Raw genomic sequence first — 19,922 nt, 5'->3', positions numbered from 1 at the left:
TATGACTTGACTCGCATATTAATCGGCCAACCTACACACACTGATATACAATGTTAAATCTAACTAATCCATAAAATGGTCTGACTCTACATCATTATGTCTGTTCAGAAAAAATATCCGCATACGATCAAGACCAAAAGGTGACGATTCATGAAAAAATCCGAGATTACACTTAGGCAATTCATCTTGCTCATACACGGAACACAGGTTGGAACAGGTGTGCTGTCACTCCCTAGAATGCTTGCAGAGACTGCTGGGACGGATGGATGGATTTCCATTATTTTCGGATGGATCATCAATTTGGTGTTGGGAATTGTGATCGTGTGGGTAATGGCGCAGTATCCACATGTTACATTTCCACAATTATTGACACGTTTATTCGGTAAGTTCATCGCCGCTCTAGTCATCATTGCACTGCTGTGTAATTTTGCCCTATCTTCCTGGAGTATCTTTGCTGATGCCATGTTGTACATAAAAGCATGGTTTCTTCCAATGACACAAACCCCGATCATAATGTGCCTTTTTATTGTTCCTGCACTCCTAACCGCTAAAAAGAGTATGCTAGTCGTCGCACAGTACAATGAATTTGTGTTTTTCTTTACGTTGTGGATGCCACTAATCATGCTTTTTCCGCTTGTAGAAGCGCAGCATATTCATCTGCTCCCAGTGCTAAAAGAAGGATGGGTTCCAGTTCTGAAAGGTGTTGACAACACAACCGTATCATTCATCGGTAATGAAATTATTTTTTTGGTTTATCCGTTTCTGAAAAAAAAAGAGACTGCCGTGTACGGTGTTATGATTGGAAATACATTAACGATGTTATTGTATTTGTTTGTCACCCTTATCAGTTTTGCTTATTTTAGCCCTGATGAAGTCACCCAATATAGCCAGCCTGTCCTTAACTTATTAAAGGTCGTCGAGTTTCGGTTTCTAGAAAGAATTGATGTCATATTCCTGGCCCTGTATTTGTTTGTTGTATCCACTTCCTGGGTACCTTATGTCCACTCGACAGGCATATGCGCTGCGCAGCTTGTAAAAAGCAACAACCATTCGCCTTTTGTTCTCACTTTTGGCGTCCTTATTATTTTGTTGTCTGCATGGATAGAGCCCTCATGGCAGCAGTCCACTCAATGGATGAATTGGTGCAAGTACTCTGGCCTGATAGTAGCTTATCTACTCCCTATCATATTAATGCTGTACATAAAAGCTATCCAGCTAATGCCTGGCAGGTCGAAACGCTCTGAAGTGTAAGGGGTATTTGATGTTGATGCGTTGAGCATAACGTCCCACTTCGAATAGCCCGGAAGTCGCAAAGTCCTTCCGGGCAAGGCCGCTTATGAAAACGATGGATATTCAGCATTACTTGACTTTTGTACGGATACATCCATGTACAATCCTTGACCATGCAGGAGGTAACGGCTGACATTCAGTTATTAAAACTTTAATTATTTATCTAATAAATCAACAGCAAGGAATACGAGAATACAACGTCGAATAAGAAAAATATGCTGGTCGCCTCTTGTCTCTTTACTGTAAATGAGACAAACACCAGTCTTCGCCAAACATCTTTTTCTTTCTAAACAAATGGGGGGTTTTTGTGGATGAAACCATAATCATTGCTTGTGAAGACCGTCTTCGGACAGCAATGCTATCCAGCAATGTAGAAGTGTTAGATGAACTGATTGCTGACGACCTTATCTTCGTTAATCATTTCGGACAAATTTTATCAAAAGAAATTGATCTTGAAGCCCACCGTTCAGGAAACTTGAAAATTACTGAAATTGATATTTTGGACCAAAGAATTAGACTCTTTGATATGTTAGCCGTAACCGTTACACGAGTGACTTTAACTGGTATATTCGGAACTCCATTTGAAGGTGAGTTCTGTTACACTCGTGTTTGGCAGTGTCGTATCGGGAAATGGAAAATTGTCTCAGGTCATTGTAGTTCCGTAGCGTGATGCTCCAGTCATTGCCCTTCACAGGCAATTATAACAAGCTCCCTCGGTAACAATAGTTAAATTAACCGCCTTTCAGTGGGTGGTCTTCTTTTTAATCAAAAATCAACAATAAACGTAAACAGAGCCATTTAATTAAAAATATACACTTGTCGAATTTTCACATTTTCGTATCACATACTCGAAACGTCAGATTCCCACATCGAAAATCTTTAGTTACAATGTTGCGCTCAATAACGCCCACCACATTATTAATTTGAATTAATGAATTCAATCGACTCTTAAGTGTCTCTCACACTCATATTCAGAATAACGTAGACTATTGCCGTAAGCCCATTCATACGACTTGCATGTCCAAGTCTCTAAATAAGTCCACATGCAAGGAGACATGTTCCTGCTCCGCAAAACACATGTCTCCTTTGTAATAGCTCTTATATTGTCGTATCTTGCATCACGATCAAATCTTACTTTCTTGATTTGTTATATTTCATACAATTTACGATACTCGGCAGGTGTATGTCCTATTCTCTTTTTGAAAAGGGTTATAAAATAAGGGATATTCGGAATACCCACCAACCTCGCAATATCCGATATGGATTTGTCCGTATGAATCAGATATTCGATCGCTGTTGTTATTCTCGTGCGCTGTGCATATTCGATCGGGGTCAGTCCCGTTATCCGTTTGAATGTTCTCTGCAAATGATAAGGGCTGCCATGACACATATCTGCCAGTACGGCAAGCGTTAATGTATCGCTGAAGTGGGCCTCAATGTAATGTGCAATCTGTTCCACCCACTCCTCGTCAGGCAGCCGCTGCCCTGTTGGCTTACATCGTTTGCATGGCCGGAAACCGGAAGCTGCAGCTTGTGCTGCATTTTGAAAAATACAGACATTTTCTTTTTTAGGAGGTCGTGATTTACAAGCGGGTCTGCAAAAAATGCCCGTTGTCGTAACCGCATAAATAAACTGCCCGTCATACGTTCCATCGTTTGTAATGATCGCTTGCCACTGCTCTTCAGCCAGCTTCGACAAGCTTGGGCCCAGAGTTTGTTTATGTGTAGAGCGATTATTTATATGTGAATGCTCTTTTGTATTTTTCATCTCATCACCTCCAAACACAGTATACCCCCAAATAAGACTTCTTGACTGCATTTTGGAATGTAAAAGCAAGATAGTAAAATAGTGAATGGTTATCTTTTGAAGGGCAGATAGCTCCTAAAACGTCCTATTTTACAGAAAGAAATGGACAATTATCTAAGCCATTCATTCTAATTCATGTAGGAGGTTATGACATTCATGATTAAAGCAGTAAAATCGTTGGCAGCGCTCGCGATGATATGGTCATTTCTTGCGCTTGGTACAATTGCGCAGGCAGCCCCGTATAACACGTCTCTAGCGAGCAACAAAGCTACTAGCAGTGAATTTCATGGGAAAATAAATCTAGGAGCTTACAGTCTTTATGTTAACCTGATGGGTGAGACACACGAGGATGTGCCTTCTGTCGTCTTTGACAGTGGTAATGGGGATGATTCTACCATTTGGAGTCAAGTAGCGCCGCAGATTTCCACCTCCACGCAGACGTTTACTTACGATCGTGTCGGCCTTGGGCAGTCAGATCAAGCTGCTGGCCTTGATCGCAGTGCCAAAGGTTCGGCAGAACGCCTTCACTCCTTATTACATAAAGCACAAGTGAAAGGCCCTTATCTGCTAGTCTCCCATTCCATAGCTGGGTTGTATGCTAGAGAATTCCAAGCCTTGTATCCTGATGAAGTAGCAGGTATCGTTTTTGTAGATTCAAGCTACGAAAACATGGAAGCCTCCCTGTTCCCAGCTCCCGACTTTACGGATACAGATCGTCGCAACATCATGGAGGCTGACTTGTCTAATGGCACAGGCGTGCCGATCGAAGGGAGTTATCATGACCTGTTAACTTCGTACCAACAAGTGGAGGCTGCACGTGCGCAGGATTCCTTACGGAATGTCCCCATTTCTGTGCTCACGGGAGGCAACCACGGTTACCCACCTAATTTTGGTAATATGGAACAACGCTGGGCTAACCTGCAGCTGAATCTGGCATCTCTTTCGAACTTTACAACACATCAAATCGATCCCGATCATGGTCACTACCTTCATACGCAAAATCCTCAACTGGTCATACAACATATTTCAGATCTGATCCAATTGACAACTTACACACATAATTAAGTAAATTGACTCCAAATTCATGACAAAAATCTCCATGATCAGGGAGGTACTATTGCTGTACCTTTCGACGATCATGGAGATCATAGATTCATACTCCTGCTGCCTATCTACCAACAGATAACCTATTAACTAATAAGTACAGCATCAAATAAATAATCATATGCGTGGTTCCAGATAGAATAGCAAACTGGATCGACTCCATATGCAGGTCTCTTGTCAGAATAGTCCACAAGTTACTAGGTTCTGTGATCAGATCCCAGCTATTCCAGCGAATGAATCTTCCAAGATAAATGGCGAATCCACTTAACAGCTGCATCAATGCCACCAACAGCCAGCTAAGCTGCCGATTCCATCTCTTAGCAATTAACTGCTGCAGAACATACATGGAGACAAAACTTAATATTACCGCTATAAACACACCGATAGCGATGGTATAAAAGTTGCTCCAAAGTGCCATATCTGAATTAAACAGGATTCGTGGTTGGCCCATGTAAGGAACGTAATCCGGATTCTTTATGATAAATCTCTCACTTTGAATATGGATCATATCCGTCACAACATAAGGTGCATTAGGATAAAACAAAAACCAAATAACAGCCAATCCACCGGTGTACACCTTACCTAATAGAGAAAACTTACTTCTCTCCACCCAGCCTTGACTGCGATATAGCAATATAGAAGCGTAAAACGGGATGGCGGCCAAGATCACATTCCAGATCATATACCCTTGACCCCCACGTTCAAATGCGGTAATCCAAATAAAGTACAAAAGAATGATAGCCGTGAACGGAATGACACTCGTTTTATTTGAAAATTGTCGCTCCAAAATAAAAGTTACCTCCTCATACGATGCAGCTTAATGATGATGCCTCGTATCTTCATTAGCGCTTCTTACATTCACAATGGTTTTATGAATCCAAATCGCAGCCTGTGCACCTTCTCCCATTGCTATCGTTAACTGTTCAGCGTGAGCGCAAACATCCCCCGCTGCCCATACGTGTGGGACATTCGTCATTTTGGTACGGGGATCAACCACGATATGCTTGTTTTCCAGCCGTTCTATACGAAGCCGCGAGGCTAACGTAGATCGTACCTCGTTGCCTCCAAAAGCTATAAATCCGCGCTCTCCCGCAATAACACACCCATTTGCAAGACGAATGCCGCTAAATATGCCTTTCGCAGTGCATAATACCTGCTCAATCGGCTCAGCGATAACCTCGATTTGTAGCTCGGATAGTTTTGCATGCAACTCTGAACATATTGGCAATTTTTCATGATTGACGTATATCATCTTATCAGTCCAACACGATAATGTCACCGCCATATTCGCCCCCGTATCACCAGAACCTAGAACAATTGTGCGTTTATTTTTAACCTCATAACCATCACAATCGGGACATACATACACGGTGGAGCCCAGACAAGATCTTAAATTCGGCAGTTCAGGAAAACGATCCATTACCCCAGTTGCAAGTAGAAGTGTAACGGTTTTATATGTTCCCTGCTCCTTCGTACGGACAATAAAGTGCCCGTCCTCACTACAAACGTCTATGGCTTCATCCGTCACCCACGACACACCTAGTGACTGTGCCTGCTCTCGCCCTATTTGACGCAGCTTGGTTCCCGATATGCCGTCAGGCCATCCTAATACATTGCGATAGGAGCCACAAATCGTTGATCTGCCCACGCCAGCATCGATGACCAGCACTTTATGCTCATACCTGCCTAGTTGTATTGCCGCCTGCATCCCAGCAATACCGCCACCAATAATAATACATTCGTAATCCATACGCTAGACATCCTTTCTCGCCTCAATCCTTATCAACAGCCGTGCTGCACGACTGAACGGCTACTATAAAGTATTACATTTAGGATCGATGTTAATCAGTCTAACGAGCAATAGGATTATCGCCTACACGCAGCAAAACTGACGTCAGACGTTCGACGCCAGTTAGCTGTTTAATAGAAACTTGTGCTGCTGTGTTATTAATGAGCGAGAGAGGGCTATCTGACTCTTGCCATCAAGTCAAGCAAAGAACCTTAGTCTAATGGAAACTCCACTTCAGGAAATTGGGGGTTGGGCCCCTTGATCAACTCGCCTCCGACTCCTTTTAGTTGTTTATTAAAGAAATCCAGCACATATTTGTTAACGATGTCTGCCCCTCGTTCACCTTTAATATCTCCAGTCATTCCCATAAACGTAGTAAACGATGAATACAATTGGAGGTCTGTGAAATTATAATGTCCTGCGCCATCCACTACAACCATGGTCCCCCCATGCTGCGCAACTTTGTCGACAATACCGTATTCTTTTTTTACACTTCGAACCATATTTTCGTATTGCGGTCTTGTCAGCTGTATGTCCGCCAACTCAGCATCCGTCAATTTTTTCGTCTCCATTTCATGTTTTTTCGTTAAATACTCTCCGGATTCCATAAACATAAACGGCTTCGTAAATTTGGTTTTGTTGTCTACGTTATAAAGTGAGCCATCCATATTAATTCCGGCCTTGATATTCGGATTGTTATAGAAGGCGTTAAATGCAGTCGCACCTCCAAAGGAATGACCCATTACCCCAATTTTGTTTAAATCTAATTTCCCATTCAAGGTACTTTTAATTTGACCTCCGTTCAGCTGTCCGAGTTGGCGGATAATAAATTCAACATCCTTTGTCCACACTTGCCCTACAAGATTGTTAGGCGCATAGAATTGGTCTACTGTAAAATTCGTTTTGGATCCGGCAATCGTCCCGTCCTTTAACTCAGTTGCTGTCGAGCTGTACGTATGATTTGCAGCAACGACAATATATCCCTGGCTGGCAAGGTGTTCCGCTTGCGAAGTGTGCAGCATCCGCCCCGTCCCCATACCATGACTAATGAGAATGACGGGATACGGGGTGTTGGTTGGCTGCACCTTTGCATTTTCATATGAGTTGGTGCGTACATACTTCCAGTACTCCAATACAAACCCCGGCAGTCCCATCTGCTCGGCATATGCTCTTGCCACCTGTTTAGACATATTTTTGGAAGACGCCAGCAAATACTCCGTCTTCTGCTGTTCAACCTCTGCCGCTGGATACCAAAATTGAACGATAAGTTCTCGTTTGTCATCTTTCCTTTCAGTAAATATTTCCTCCCGATTCGAATCTGTAAAATGAAACGTTTGCGTACCTACTGCATATGGACCATCGGGACGCGGGAGTTGGAAGACAGGCAAATATGCAGATACTACAGTACTTAAACCAATCAAGATTATTAGCAGCCCACATACAACCCACTTCACAGGACTCCAAATATTAATCCTTTTTATTTTAAATAAATACTTCGCTAGCTGAAGCAGGAGCAGCAGAACAACAATGACGTACACAGCATAAAGCTGCCATCTGTACCCCTCCATAAATAAATGCATTGCCAGCACCACAGTGCTAGCACCACTAATCATAACAACGAATCGCTGCGGTATCAGTCTCGGTAGGCATACGCATAACAATAAGGACAAGCTGGACAACACTAACAAAATTTCATATAGCCTCATCAATTTTTCTCCTTTGTACGCAGCACAGCCTGACGCTGCTTTTATACGCATATCATATCTTTCCAGTTAGAGGAGAGCCATTGATTTGAATGACATATAAGTACTGGAACATTTCATTATTGAAAGATTATTTCAACCCTTACTGGGTATATCTTGGAATAAGTTATGGGGTGATTTGGGTACGCCTTTTTTACTACTTACCATCAGCCTACTTGTTTTACATTTTCTCAGGTGTAAGATTCACTCTCTTGGATGCGTATTACATATGAACCATATTCAAGGTAAAAAATGCAGAATGGAGCGTTTTAATCATTATGGAGACAAAAAAGCTGTTCTTATCAACCCTCGCCTTTTTGCTGGTTATTCCCATGTTGTCCGCTTGTGGAGGAGGGACTCCCAATCAAGAGAGTAAACGTGTGTTGCGAATTGGTGTGATGTCAGGCGGGGGAAACGAACAAAATATACGTCAGCAATACACTGATATATACGAGTACATGAATCCCAATATGACCATTGAGATCATACCAGCAGTTGACTATAGTAAATACAATTATATGATTGAGGAAGATGAGAAAGAAAGGCCTGATGCCGTAGAAGAAATGAAAAAACTGATGACAGGCAGTAATCCGGTTGATATTGTTTTGATGGATAAGGATGCCTTCCAAGTCTACACAGAAGAAGGTCAATTAAAGCTGTTGGATTCCTTTATGAAGAAGGATAGTTTGGATACTAGCGACTTTGTACCTTCCATTATGGAACATCTCAAAGCTATGGGGAACGGCAATCTATACGGATTGGCCCCCACTTTTTATACAAGTGCGATATTTTATAATAAAACTCTCTTTAAAGAAGCAGGCGTTGAATTGCCAAAAGACAACATGACTTGGGATGAAGCGTTTGATTTGGCCCGTCGTGTTACAAAAGGAGAAGGAGCGGACCGGAAATTTGGGTTTAACTTTAGCAATTACTGGTCCGACAACTATTACCACATATTTAATTATGCAAAGCCATTGCAATTGCGATTGTATGACGACAAAGCTGAGAAAATGATGGTGAACTCCCCTCAATGGGAAAAAGTATTTGATTCTTTCTTAAAACTAGAGAAAGAACATATATTTCCTGTACAAACAGATCGCGGTGAAGCTGATCGACCTTATAACCCTATTGATCGTGATCCATTTCTGTCCGGCAAAGTGGCAATGATTGTGAATTACTATGATTACACTGCTGAGCTGCTTGAGGTTAGCAAATACGCGGGCAATCTTAAGAACTTTAAAATGCCTGACTGGGATGTCGTGACGATACCTCATCATGTTGAAGCCCCCGAGGTAAACAGCTGGATGGAGGTAAATACAATCTTAGGCATTAACAATCAAGCACAAAATCCAGATGACGCATGGAATTTTATTCGATTCATTCATAGTGAGGATTGGGCCAAGTTGAAGTCTCGCTCCAGCCGACAGCTAGTCACCCGTCAGACTTACATTAAACCACAAGATGGCATGAATTATAACATCCAAGCTTTCTACGCGATGAAGCCTGACAATAGCAAGGAACCGAAGATCACTCGTCAGAAAAGAAATCTGTGGGTAATTAATGATGCAGGTAGTAGCTTGTATGAAAAAGCGAAGGACGGCAAACTGAGCACAGCCGACATGCTGAAGAAATGGGAAGCAGTTGGCAGCACTTTGTTGCAAGCGATTAAGAACAACCCTAATGGCAATATAAATGAAGATGAAACGATTCGCAAAGCCATTTACGGGGAATAAGCATAAAAAACAACTGGATTTATCAATCCAGTTGTTTTTGGCGTTTACCCTATTAAGGACTTCAATAGTAGTTGACTGGCGATCTTTTGTTGTCCACATATTGAAGGATGTGATCCACTGCACGTTCCAAGCCGCCAGTCGATTCAAATGAATGCTGCACCCGTATGCAGTTCTCCTTGTAGGACGAGTTAGCGAGTACTGTCTGCACAGCTGTGCGTATTTCATTCGCACTTGGCTCTTGTGTCTTCAGATATAATCCCACTTCTGCACTCTCCACCATCATTCCGCCCATAAATTCATCGAAGGCTTGTGGGATGACAACTTGTGGCACATGATAACAGATACTTTCATATACACTGTTAGTGCCCGCGTGGTTCACAAAAATATCTGCTTGCTCAAGTATAGCTAATTGAGGCACATAGCTCATTACCCTGAAATGATCGGGAATGACCCCCAGTTCCTCGATTCGAACACCCTTGCCCACAGCCATGACGACCTGACATTTTATATCGGCAAAAGCTTCTATACAGTTCCGATACAATACCTGAAGACGTTCTAGCATTGTACCGAATGCAACATAGATGAGCGGTCTACCATCCAGCCAGTCCAATTCGAATTCAACTTCTTCCTGGCGTGGATAGATACTATATCCTGCAAAAAAATAGCGATGATCAAACGCTTCTGAATACAGCTGAAAATCACGAGAGGTAAACAAAATGTTTAGGTCCTCACGGCTGCAAAACACATCATTGATTAGATTTAGCGGTTGTGGCAAATCATATTTATGAGCTAACAACTTGGCGCTTTTATGTAAATAATTGCGGAACGCGCCAACCGGATCTTTAGATTTTAACAAGAAGGAATCTTCCTCTGACCGCAAGATCGACTTCATAAAGAGATAGGGGTCTACTTCCGACATTTCATCGATATAAGGAAATGGGGCGGTAATTGAGCAACACGGAACACCAAGCTGTCTGCCAAGTTCCTTGCCCCAATAGCAGAATACATCATGAATAATATAGTCCGGATTAAGGCGTCTAATATCATCCCCTAGCTTATCAATGATTGCCTGACTCCGTTCCAAAATGTAATTTGCAAAAATAAAGAAGGTATCCAAGCGGTCCCCGCCGTGTAAGCCAAAGCTTATTAATTGCTCATAACTGCGAAACTCTGCTCCTACCGCTTCAATGCGTGGGCGGAACAAGTCACTTGAATAATAAATGACTTCCTCCCCTCTCTGAATCAGTTTATGAATCAGTCCAAGCGAAACATTAACATGACCATGTAAATCTACACTGAAGTAAACCACTCTTGCCATAAAGCACCACCTTTTAGCTGAACTTGGCATTGATCATTTGATAAATTACACAACTGATAGAATATCTAGAAGAAGAGGCACACGGACATTATGACGGGAAAGGTAGACACGAGAGACAACTGAAGGCTGATTCGAAGAGAATTAAAAGACATACGCTTTCACTTCTATTATAAGGGCGATCTAACCATTGGTAAACTTTTCTTTTTTAACTTCTCACATGGAAAATAAAATTACTGCAAATATGAATCAACTGCTATAAGAATCTTGTGCTTCATGGCACTATTGAATGTAAATCTATAAACCTCTCTACCACCTTGACCACTTGAATACAGCAAAGCCTATCCTCCTATAAGCAGGACAGGCCTTTTCCTGTAATCGGATAATGCTATATGCCTAAGCCGCTATCTGTTTGCCACTTTAATCGGAGCAGGGGCAGTAGGCAGAGGATATTCCTCTTCGTAATGTGGTTGACCAGAGACAAAGTTAACTTCTTCCTGTACAATGTACAACGGCCTGTCTTTACTCTCATCGTATATCCGTGCGATATACTCTCCAATAATACCAAGCGAGAGCAGTTGAACGCCGCTAAATAACGTAATGGCAACCATAATGGAAGTCCAGCCTGCTTCTGTAGGAAAACCAAGAATCTTGGCGCATACAGAGTATACCAACACTACAAAAGCTAGCAAAACAGCAAAAAAACCCATTTTCATAATGTATCTTAACGGCTTGGAAGAGAATGATACGATTCCATCGGAAGCAAATTTAATCATCTTCTTAAATGGATATTTGGTTACACCCGCAAATCTTTCATGACGATCATACTCCACATAGGATTGCTTGAACCCGACCCAACTGATCATACCGCGAATAAATCTATTTTTCTCAGACATACGATTAAACACATAAGCTACTTTACGATCAATCAATCGGAAGTCACCAGTATCCCTTGGAATATCCACATCAGACATGTAATGGAGGAATTTATAGAAGTACTTGGCCGTGAGCAGCTTAAACCATGTTTCACCTTCCCGTCTTTTCCTCTTTCCGTAAACAATGTCATACCCTTCTTCCCATTTGGACAACATCTGATGGATAACTTCAGGTGGGTCTTGCAGATCGGCATCAATAATCACGATAGCGTCGCCACAGGCTCTGTTTATCCCAGCGCTTACTGCCGCCTGATGGCCAAAGTTCCTCGCAAAGTCAATGATTTTAACGGTATTATCCTGCTTCGCGATCTGCAATAATATTTCCATCGTACGATCCTTACTGCCATCATTAATAAAAATAAGTTCATAACCATAGCTTGTTTGTTCCGCTACCGCTTTCAGTTGAACATAACATTGCTCGATAACCTCTTCCTCAAAATAAGCCGGTATAACGATAGATAGCTGCTTCACCTGCAAGTACACTCCTTTTAAAATAACGTATTCTCTGGCGTATCAGCTGCCAGGGCTAACATCAAGCTCTTCTCATCTTGGCAGTGCTTTTGTAGGTAGTAGAGACATCCTTCAAATCACCCTGCTTCTGCCGTTTATTCCATATCATCTGTTTATCTGAAATCTGCACCAAATCTTCGAGCTTCTTTCCTTGGCAGGGATAAACGGACATCCCTACGGTTATCGTTAGCGGAATCGGCGCCTGAAGGCCTCGTGTTACCGACTTAATGCTTGATTGAATCTCCTCATAAATAATAGCAATCTCCTGCGATTGCTTACATGGTACCATCACAACAAATTCATCCCCGCCCCAACGTACAACAGCTTTTCCTGGACGGTCGATCCGCTGCAAACATGCTGCTACAAAACGAAGCACAGCATCGCCGACGCTGTGTCCATAGTTATCGTTTATTAACTTAAAACGATCAACGTCTATAAAATATATTGCAACCATATGAGTGCCTGCTGGTTTCCGCTTTGTAAGACTTCGATACAGACCGATCGCTGCTTTTCGATTAAAAACGTTAGTTAACGAGTCAATTTGTATTTCAAAACGTAATTTGTCAATATATTTCCCTAGATACCATGAGCTTGCGATCCATACTCCCATAACCATCAACATCCATATCGATGTCTGTCCAAAACTAAATAAATACATATGTAACATAGCTGACATACCTATGGATAACAAACTGACGCTGATTCGTCCTGTAAGTTTCATTTGTTGCTCACTCCTGCCACTCTATATATCTATCATTATATGGAAAGAGACTGAACATTTTCTGAAACCTCTTTTTCGTCGTTGCTGACACCCGCTTGTGAGCATTGCAAAAAGACTGCTCTATACTAGAGCAGCCAGCTTGTCGACTCCATATTACATCCTAGTTACAAACGATCCATACCAGTCCTGAATATTCGGGCTTGGTTTCAAGCCTAGTTCATGCATCAAATTGGAAGTCAGTTTATCAAATATTTTTTTAACTTCATACGTATTCCCTAGTTCAGCTTGCAGCTTCATCGCTTCAAACCAAATTTCTTCATTGTACGGATATTTCTCCAACATCAGCAGATACACTTGCAAAGCCTCGACATGCTGTAGTTGCTCTCTGTGACATAAAGCAACCTGTTGCGCGCGGATAAGCCATAACGTCCTCAGCCGTTCACGTTCACTTTCCGCCCATATATAATCGTACTCACCCAAATAATCGCCGCGATACTGGGCTAAAAGTTGATGCTGATGATCCAAGTTATGAGGTGAGACGGGCAATGTCGCGTTCAGCTCCTGCTCCCACGTCTCTACATCAAACAAGACTGCATTTGTCTCTAATCGATATCCGCTGTCTGCATATTTGATATGCACGTCCACCCCTTTGAGCTTTAACACTCTACGAATCTGGTAGATCGTCGTATGTAACAAGTTGGATGCTTTATCAGGTTCACAATCCGACCACATCCATTCCAGTATCGACTCTTTTCGAACCGTCTGGCCGCGATTATGAAGCAAATAGGCAAACAACTCTTGTGCCTTTAGTGTCCGCCACTGAAAAGAATGGCTCTGCCCTTCATCATCACGTAAATAAAGGCTGTGCATGCAGCAAAGCTGAAAATTAGAGCCAGGCTTGTTAGCAGCAGCCTTCGCCAGCTGGTCGTTGGACCGCTGCAGCGTTACCGCTATTCGGCTGCGCTGCACGGGTTTCAGCAAATAGTCCATCGCGTTTAGCTCAAATGCCTGAATGGCATATTCGCTATAAGCGGTTACAAATACGATACGGATGTGCGACTGCTGTTCCATTAGCCTTTCTGCAAGTACCATCCCATTTATTTCAGGCATTTCAATATCTAGAAATACCAAATCTATATGCTCGTTGCCCGCCAGCTTAAGTGCTTCCCTTGGGTCGTTGAACATGCCAACAATTTCAACATCGGTGAATTCCTTTAAATGGTGACTCATGCTTCGCAAAGCTAACTTCTCATCGTCTACGATCATGATCTTCATTATAGTGTTGGCGCTCCCTTCATCGATTATCGCAGATGTGTATAACCAACATTATAGGAGAATGAACGAACAAGAGCATTATTTTTTTGAAACCCAACCAACATCCGTATCCTGTTATCCACTAGTTCTAACCCATTATTAAGCCAATGTTACCAAACTGTTCTCCGTTTTTCATTCGCTGAAACGCTAGAACCGTCTCTTCTAATGGATACATCCGATCAATCACAGGTCTAATCGCATGCTCGTTCATATAACGGAGCATAGCTGCAAATTCCTCACTACTTCCCATAGATGTTCCGATTATACTTATTTGTGGAAAAAACAGCGCGCGTATCGGGAATTGGATAACATCCCCTGAGCTTGCCCCGAACGTTACAATGCGCCCATTCGACTTCACAACGTCAAAGTATTTCGAAAATGTAGCTGGACCTATACTATCAATGACCAAGTCTACTTTTTCCCCGTGGAGTGCTTTACTCCAATCCTCTTGACTATCCAATGCCAGATCAGCTCCATGTTTTAGCGCCATCTCACGCTTATATTCACTGCGTGACGTTACCGTTACATGTGCGCCTGCTGCTTTAGCCATCAACAGAGCATATGTAGCAACGCCACTGCCGATGCCTGGAATAAGTACATGCTGCCCTGCCTTGAGCTCACCGCGTGTAAATAAAGCCCGATACGCTGTCAAGGCCGCTAATGGAAGCACACCCGCTTCTTCCCAAGTAAGATAAGCAGGCTTTTCCACTGCTTGTTGTGCGGCAACAACCACATACTCGGCAAAAGTTCCTTCCGAAGGGCTTCCCAATATGACAGGAAGTTCTGGAACTTCATCTGTAATAGGCCAGTTCAGTGTTGGATTTAGAACCACGTCTTTGCCAATGCTGTCTTTATCTCCCCCTTCTCCTACTTCGACGATTGTACCTGCCCCGTCCGACCCAAGAATAAGTGGCGCGTCCTGCTCCGTCCGTGCTTTCATCAGGAATAAATCCCGATGATTTAATCCTGCTGCCTTCAACTTTACTAACACGTCCCCAGATCCAGGTTGTACCATATCTATATCATTGTAGCTAAGTCCCCCCAGTTCCGTGCTGCCAAAATGAACGATTGCTTTCATTTGATCTCCTCCTGCGCCTCATGTTCCTTACAAGCAACTTACTTACTGACTTGCATAAGTATATGCCGCGTGTTAGCATGAATCAAATTAATGTATTTCATAATAATGATGAGGTATCGCTCATGACACTTGCCAGATTTGAAGTATTTACTAAAGTAGTGGAGCTAGGTAGCTTTACCAAGGCAGCAGAAACGTTAAACCTGACACAATCCGCAGTTAGCCATGCGGTAGCTGGATTGGAAACAGAATGGGGTGTAACTTTGCTGCTTCGTGATCGCAAGCGAGGATTGCTGCTTACGGAGGTTGGACAGAAGACACTTATCCATATGCAGGATATCGTTAACAGTGTCTATAAGATGAAGCAGGAACTTGCACTCGTCTCTAATCTTGAAGCAGGCTCAATTCGAGTCGGCAGCTTTACTAGTGCTTCCTCATCTTTGCTGCCAAGGCTCATTTCTGCTTTCCATCGTAAATATCCCAATATTGAATTTGTATTTTATGAAGGAACGTATGAAGAGATCGAGGAATGGCTGGATACGGGAGTTGTGGATATAGGCTTTGTCCTCCAACCAAATGAAAATACAAAATTCCATACAATTCCTTTAGTAAGAGATCGAATGGTTGTTGCTTTCGGGGCTGATCATAGATTCCATCAGGAATCCGTGGTTGATGTTCAACAGTTGGAAAGTGAACCGATGATTATGCCAAAGGGTGTCTACCGTACACATGTTAATGAGATATTTCTAGAGGCTGGTTATAAGCCTTGTATTCGTTTTGAGGTAATGGACTGTAATACAATAGCCAATATGGTGCAAGAAGGACTCGGTATTACGATCGGGCCTGAGCTGTTTCTGACAAGCCAATCCGGCATTACAACGCGTCATCTGACTCAATTAAAATGGCGCAGCATCGAATTGGCGTGTCCCTCTCTGCAGAGCGCGTCTCCAGCTGTGCGGGCATTTCTAGCTATTGCAGAGGATATTTATCAACCCTCGCAAGTAGAAGATAAAACGGTATAAGCGACTACGCCTTATCGATTTCTTCATTAATCAAATTTTGAACTGATGGCACAATTAATATTATTTATTAATTGTGTTAGGTATACTCTTTACTTACAAAACGCCGAAAAATCCTTCAGTATTGCTGAAGGATTTGTTCTTATACCGATCTAAGTACTGGTTACGCCTGTTTGGGTCCGTCAATAGTAGCAGTACTAGTTGTACAGATTACATTGTCTGTTTAGATATTACTTCAAAATATTCTACAACGACCTCGCGGAATTCCAGAGCAGCCCGCGAAATGTAACAATCCCTGTGCCACAACAAAGCTATCTCCCGTACCAATTCGTGATTTTCTACTTGAAGATATTTGATCTGTTCACGAGCATTTCTTGCCGTGCTGGGTATGAAAGCTATGCCAACTCCGGCTTCCACAAGACTGCTAAGCCTTGCAGGTTCATCCCCCTCATAAACATATTTAGGTACAAATCCAACTGATTTGCATACAGAGTCTATTAAATCGCGAGTACCGTAGCCTCTCTTTACACCAACAAACCATTCATCCCTTAATTCTGTCAAGGTTACGCTGCTTCGATCTGACAGCCAATGCCCTTTTGGCACGGCTACAAGGATAGGGTCGATAAATACGATTTGACATTCGATCTCATCCCCTTCAATAGATGGTGAGGACAAGCAATAATCAACCTCTCCTCTTTGAAGGAGCGTAACCATTTCCTGCGTGGTCAGCATTTGCACATGAAATTGAATATCGGGACGCTTGTTCCGAAACTCACGAAGAATGCCGGGTAAGGTGCTTGCGGTCGTCACCGCTAGCTCAAGTGTACTATGTTCCCGCTTGGATAAATCATGAAGCTCCTGTTTCCCCTGTTCCAATTCAAACAAAGCCCTTTCTGCACGCCGAAGGAAGCTGCTTCCGAATTCATTCAAGCGTAGCTTTCTCCCGCTTCGATCAAATAAAGGGACGCCTAAATCCTCCTCCAGGCGTTGAATCGTTTTACTTAGTGACGATTGAGTTACATGCAGATTTCGTGCAGCTTCAGTCACATGTTCCAAACGAGCTACTGCCAGAAAATATTGCAGTTGAAGAAGCTCCATTTCACACCTCCAATTCATTCCCTCTAGTCAATGAAATTATAACATCAAATGCGTTGGAATGAATAAAAGATATCAAGTAGGATGAGATTATTACGCTTTGGAGGGACCAAAAATGAGTGTTCGCAGCAGGTGGTTAATGATTTCAGTTGGTCTAGGAATACTATTAAATCCATTAAATTCATCGATGGTTGCCGTTGCTATTCCAAGTCTGCAAAATGTGTTCCAGCTTGATTTTACAAGTGTTTCTTGGATTATTTTTTCTTTCTACATTGCAAGTGCTATCACGCAACCCGTCATGGGAAAGGCCAGCGATTTATTCGGGCGGAGGAAGATATTTATTGCCGGGCTTGTTGTATCTTTCTTTGCATCCTTATTAGCTCCATTATCACCAAGCTTCGGCTGGCTCATCGTGTTCCGCATTGTGCAATCTATCGGAACAAGCATGATGGTTGGGATTGGAATGGCCATTGTTCGAATCCATATTACGGAGAAACAAGCGACGGCGCTGTCTGTTTTATCCATTTTCTTATCGGGAGCGGCAGCAATTGGGCCTTTTATTGGCGGGCTCTTGATTCATTGGTGGAGTTGGCCTGCAATCTTTTTGATCAATATTCCGTTTATATTCGCTAGCTTGCTATTCGCTTGGAAGACAATTCCTAAGGACGAGCCGTCAACTTCCGCTGCACGCAGCATGTCCTTTCGAAAGTGGGTTGATTTAATTGATGCGCTTGGAATCCTGCTCTTCACAGTGGGGCTGGTTGCCTTACTTGTTGGATTACTCTCAGTCAAATCATCAGGGCACATCTCATTAGGAAATGTCACTGTGGGGCTGATAGGCCTCGCTCTACTTGGAGTATTCATACGACATGAGTTAAAAGTGACGTCACCCTTTATTCCTTTACGCACATTCGCCAAATATCCTGCAATGACTTGGGTTAATGTGGAATTCATGCTCGTGAACGTACTTTATTACTCCCTCTTTTTCGGAGTTCCATCCTACTTGCAAATGGTACGTCATGTTAGCGAGTTCCAAACAGGAATTCTCATGCTAAGCTTAGGCTTGTGCTCGCTAGTTACTTCTCCAATAGCAGGACGATGGATCGATAAATCAGGACCTCGACCAGCATTGCTGGTGTCTGCAATGCTGATGACATTGGGATCAATGTGGCTCGTGACATTGAATCAAACTTCACCAGTTATCAGTGTATGCTTGGCTTTGGCTGCATTCGGCATCAGCAACGGGTTGAACAATGTAGGCATGCAAGCAGCCTTGTTCCAAAGTTGTCCAAAAGAAATAATCGGTGTAGCATCCGGATTATTTAATACATCAAGATACCTGGGAACCATTCTTTCTTCATTGTTAATAAGTATCGTCATGGGAGGAAAGTTCAACATCGAGGGCTTTCAAGCGCTTGGGATTATCCTTACGGTAATTGCCTTGTCTTTGGTACACATAAGTCGCCGCCGGGAGTCAGAGCAATTGCAGGAATCGTAGGTTCAGGGTTCACCTAATATAATAAAACCTCCCATTAAACCTATTGACTCTAGGTTCTCATCAAATGGGAGGCCTTAATCAATTGTATAGCACTATTGCACCAGTTAGTTGAATCTATGATTAGACTAATCCATAGTTCACTTTCTGTGCATTCTCATCTTTATTAAATGAGATTACCTTATGGACTTATTTCACTTTGATAAAAGTCATATAATTGATGAACAGAACTACTTGATAAGATATGACTGGCTCGCTCAATCTTCTCACGTTCCCAATCGAACCAACGCATTTCCATTAACTTTGCGATTTCTTTGTCTGTAAAGCGTTTCTTTAGCTCTTTAGCAGGGTTGCCGCCTACTATCGTATAGGGTGGAACATCTTTTACAACAACTGATCCTGCTGCAACAATGGCACCTTCACCTATCTTCACACCAGGCATAATCATTGCATTCATGCCAATCCAGGCATCACTTTCGATGATTGTATCCCCTTTTGCTTCGTAAGAGGTTGCAATCTGCTCTACAAACGGATACACAGTAATCCAATCAGGATGATGATTGTGATTACCACCCATTAAAATTATGACACCACTTGCAATGCATACGTAATTTCCTATAATCAATTTATCTAAATACCAACCATAATCTTCGATAGGGTTAAATAACTTTCTTGAAGTTTCATCTCCCCAAAGGTATCTGACACATCCGTCTTCAAAATCATGACTATCGTAATACCCAGAATAATAGGAGTACTCTCCTACTTCAATCATTGGGTTGGTGACAATATCCTTCAGATACTTAATTTCAGACCAGTGGTTATACCTATATGGTTTCATGCTTTCTCCTCGCTTCTAAGTAATATAACTCAATTGTTTACTTAGAAGCTTAATGCAGTAGCAACGTTCTTTAACCGTTTCAAACGACGAACCATCGTCCTCATCCTATTCCTATTTGATGGGGTCATTGTAGCAAACGA

At 42.5% G+C, this 19,922-nt stretch carries 17 protein-coding genes; 6 read left to right on the top strand and 11 right to left on the bottom strand.

The window, feature by feature from the left end:
* Positions 1-150 precede the first annotated feature (150 nt).
* On the top strand, positions 151-1,251 hold the full coding sequence (locus QP775_RS02940) for a GerAB/ArcD/ProY family transporter (RefSeq protein WP_239327620.1): 1,101 nt from the start codon (positions 151-153) through the stop codon (positions 1,249-1,251).
* A 346-nt stretch (positions 1,252-1,597) separates the two neighbouring features.
* Positions 1,598-1,960, top strand: a complete 363-nt coding sequence (locus tag QP775_RS02935; RefSeq protein ID WP_239327619.1) for a nuclear transport factor 2 family protein — start codon at positions 1,598-1,600, stop codon at positions 1,958-1,960.
* 477 nt (positions 1,961-2,437) lie between these two features.
* Here QP775_RS02935 and QP775_RS02930 read toward each other — a convergent pair whose 3' ends face one another.
* A complete protein-coding gene (locus QP775_RS02930; protein WP_239327618.1) occupies positions 2,438-3,058 on the bottom strand; it encodes a bifunctional transcriptional activator/DNA repair enzyme AdaA in 621 nt (206 codons plus the stop codon).
* A 195-nt stretch (positions 3,059-3,253) separates the two neighbouring features.
* Here QP775_RS02930 and QP775_RS02925 point away from each other — a divergent pair, with 195 nt between their 5' ends.
* A complete protein-coding gene (locus QP775_RS02925; RefSeq protein ID WP_285103453.1) occupies positions 3,254-4,162 on the top strand; it encodes an alpha/beta fold hydrolase in 909 nt (302 codons plus the stop codon).
* Positions 4,163-4,265: 103 nt separating this feature from the next.
* Here the strand turns inward: QP775_RS02925 and QP775_RS02920 are convergent, their stop codons facing one another.
* The 3 genes from QP775_RS02920 to QP775_RS02910 all read right to left on the bottom strand — a co-directional run bounded on the left by QP775_RS02920 (position 4,266) and on the right by QP775_RS02910 (position 7,696).
* Positions 4,266-4,988 carry a DUF1361 domain-containing protein gene (locus QP775_RS02920; protein WP_285103451.1) on the bottom strand — a complete coding sequence of 241 codons (723 nt, stop codon included), beginning with the start codon at positions 4,986-4,988 and terminating at the stop codon, positions 4,266-4,268.
* Positions 4,989-5,018: 30 nt separating this feature from the next.
* The gene (locus QP775_RS02915) at positions 5,019-5,951 is read right to left on the bottom strand and encodes an NAD(P)/FAD-dependent oxidoreductase (protein WP_285103449.1); all 933 of its coding nucleotides are present in this window, start codon (positions 5,949-5,951) and stop codon (positions 5,019-5,021) included.
* Between the two features lie 251 nt (positions 5,952-6,202).
* Complete coding sequence (locus QP775_RS02910; protein ID WP_285103447.1) at positions 6,203-7,696, bottom strand: alpha/beta hydrolase family protein; 1,494 nt, start codon at positions 7,694-7,696, stop codon at positions 6,203-6,205.
* Between the two features lie 314 nt (positions 7,697-8,010).
* On the opposite strand from QP775_RS02910, the gene QP775_RS02905 reads away from it, so the two are divergent.
* Positions 8,011-9,465, top strand: coding sequence for an ABC transporter substrate-binding protein (locus QP775_RS02905; RefSeq protein WP_239327613.1), 1,455 nt, complete (start codon positions 8,011-8,013; stop codon positions 9,463-9,465).
* Between the two features lie 61 nt (positions 9,466-9,526).
* On the opposite strand, the gene QP775_RS02900 is transcribed toward QP775_RS02905, so the two are convergent.
* The 5 genes from QP775_RS02900 to QP775_RS02880 form a co-directional block, all read right to left on the bottom strand.
* A complete protein-coding gene (locus QP775_RS02900) occupies positions 9,527-10,783 on the bottom strand; it encodes a macrolide family glycosyltransferase (RefSeq protein ID WP_285103444.1) in 1,257 nt (418 codons plus the stop codon).
* A 401-nt stretch (positions 10,784-11,184) separates the two neighbouring features.
* A complete protein-coding gene (locus QP775_RS02895; protein WP_239327611.1) occupies positions 11,185-12,186 on the bottom strand; it encodes a glycosyltransferase family 2 protein in 1,002 nt (333 codons plus the stop codon).
* 61 nt (positions 12,187-12,247) lie between these two features.
* Complete coding sequence (locus tag QP775_RS02890) at positions 12,248-12,946, bottom strand: GGDEF domain-containing protein (RefSeq protein WP_285103441.1); 699 nt, start codon at positions 12,944-12,946, stop codon at positions 12,248-12,250.
* Between the two features lie 153 nt (positions 12,947-13,099).
* On the bottom strand, positions 13,100-14,221 hold the full coding sequence (locus QP775_RS02885) for a response regulator (protein WP_239327609.1): 1,122 nt from the start codon (positions 14,219-14,221) through the stop codon (positions 13,100-13,102).
* A gap of 127 nt (positions 14,222-14,348) precedes the next feature.
* Positions 14,349-15,338 (bottom strand): quinone oxidoreductase family protein, encoded by a 990-nt coding sequence (locus QP775_RS02880; RefSeq protein WP_285103439.1) that lies wholly within the window; start codon positions 15,336-15,338, stop codon positions 14,349-14,351.
* A gap of 122 nt (positions 15,339-15,460) precedes the next feature.
* Here QP775_RS02880 and QP775_RS02875 point away from each other — a divergent pair, with 122 nt between their 5' ends.
* Positions 15,461-16,357 carry a LysR family transcriptional regulator gene (locus QP775_RS02875; protein ID WP_285105670.1) on the top strand — a complete coding sequence of 299 codons (897 nt, stop codon included), beginning with the start codon at positions 15,461-15,463 and terminating at the stop codon, positions 16,355-16,357.
* 207 nt (positions 16,358-16,564) lie between these two features.
* Here QP775_RS02875 and QP775_RS02870 read toward each other — a convergent pair whose 3' ends face one another.
* Entirely contained in the window at positions 16,565-17,452 is an 888-nt protein-coding gene (locus QP775_RS02870; RefSeq protein ID WP_285103437.1) for a LysR family transcriptional regulator, read from the bottom strand.
* Between the two features lie 112 nt (positions 17,453-17,564).
* Here QP775_RS02870 and QP775_RS02865 point away from each other — a divergent pair, with 112 nt between their 5' ends.
* Positions 17,565-18,947 (top strand): MFS transporter, encoded by a 1,383-nt coding sequence (locus QP775_RS02865; RefSeq protein ID WP_285103435.1) that lies wholly within the window; start codon positions 17,565-17,567, stop codon positions 18,945-18,947.
* Between the two features lie 178 nt (positions 18,948-19,125).
* On the opposite strand, the gene QP775_RS02860 is transcribed toward QP775_RS02865, so the two are convergent.
* Positions 19,126-19,782 carry a CatB-related O-acetyltransferase gene (locus QP775_RS02860; RefSeq protein ID WP_285103433.1) on the bottom strand — a complete coding sequence of 219 codons (657 nt, stop codon included), beginning with the start codon at positions 19,780-19,782 and terminating at the stop codon, positions 19,126-19,128.
* Between the last annotated feature and the right edge of the window lie 140 nt (positions 19,783-19,922).

The organism is Paenibacillus sp. UMB4589-SE434, from assembly GCF_030226685.1.
In the GTDB taxonomy this organism is placed as follows: domain Bacteria; phylum Bacillota; class Bacilli; order Paenibacillales; family Paenibacillaceae; genus Paenibacillus_B.
This window is presented reverse-complemented; position numbering and strand designations above follow the sequence as displayed.

Bases quoted from the DNA above. Each gene is read 5' to 3' on its own strand.
- QP775_RS02940 (WP_239327620.1), top strand. From the start codon at position 151: ATGAAAAAATCCGAGATTACACTTAGGCAATTCATCTTGCTCATACAC.
- QP775_RS02930 (WP_239327618.1), bottom strand. From the start codon at position 3,058: ATGAAAAATACAAAAGAGCATTCACATATAAATAATCGCTCTACACAT.
- QP775_RS02925 (WP_285103453.1), top strand. From the start codon at position 3,254: ATGATTAAAGCAGTAAAATCGTTGGCAGCGCTCGCGATGATATGGTCA.
- QP775_RS02915 (WP_285103449.1), bottom strand. From the start codon at position 5,951: ATGGATTACGAATGTATTATTATTGGTGGCGGTATTGCTGGGATGCAG.
- QP775_RS02910 (WP_285103447.1), bottom strand. From the start codon at position 7,696: ATGAGGCTATATGAAATTTTGTTAGTGTTGTCCAGCTTGTCCTTATTG.
- QP775_RS02905 (WP_239327613.1), top strand. From the start codon at position 8,011: ATGGAGACAAAAAAGCTGTTCTTATCAACCCTCGCCTTTTTGCTGGTT.
- QP775_RS02900 (WP_285103444.1), bottom strand. From the start codon at position 10,783: ATGGCAAGAGTGGTTTACTTCAGTGTAGATTTACATGGTCATGTTAAT.
- QP775_RS02890 (WP_285103441.1), bottom strand. From the start codon at position 12,946: ATGAAACTTACAGGACGAATCAGCGTCAGTTTGTTATCCATAGGTATG.
- QP775_RS02885 (WP_239327609.1), bottom strand. From the start codon at position 14,221: ATGAAGATCATGATCGTAGACGATGAGAAGTTAGCTTTGCGAAGCATG.
- QP775_RS02880 (WP_285103439.1), bottom strand. From the start codon at position 15,338: ATGAAAGCAATCGTTCATTTTGGCAGCACGGAACTGGGGGGACTTAGC.
- QP775_RS02875 (WP_285105670.1), top strand. From the start codon at position 15,461: ATGACACTTGCCAGATTTGAAGTATTTACTAAAGTAGTGGAGCTAGGT.
- QP775_RS02870 (WP_285103437.1), bottom strand. From the start codon at position 17,452: ATGGAGCTTCTTCAACTGCAATATTTTCTGGCAGTAGCTCGTTTGGAA.
- QP775_RS02865 (WP_285103435.1), top strand. From the start codon at position 17,565: ATGAGTGTTCGCAGCAGGTGGTTAATGATTTCAGTTGGTCTAGGAATA.
- QP775_RS02860 (WP_285103433.1), bottom strand. From the start codon at position 19,782: ATGAAACCATATAGGTATAACCACTGGTCTGAAATTAAGTATCTGAAG.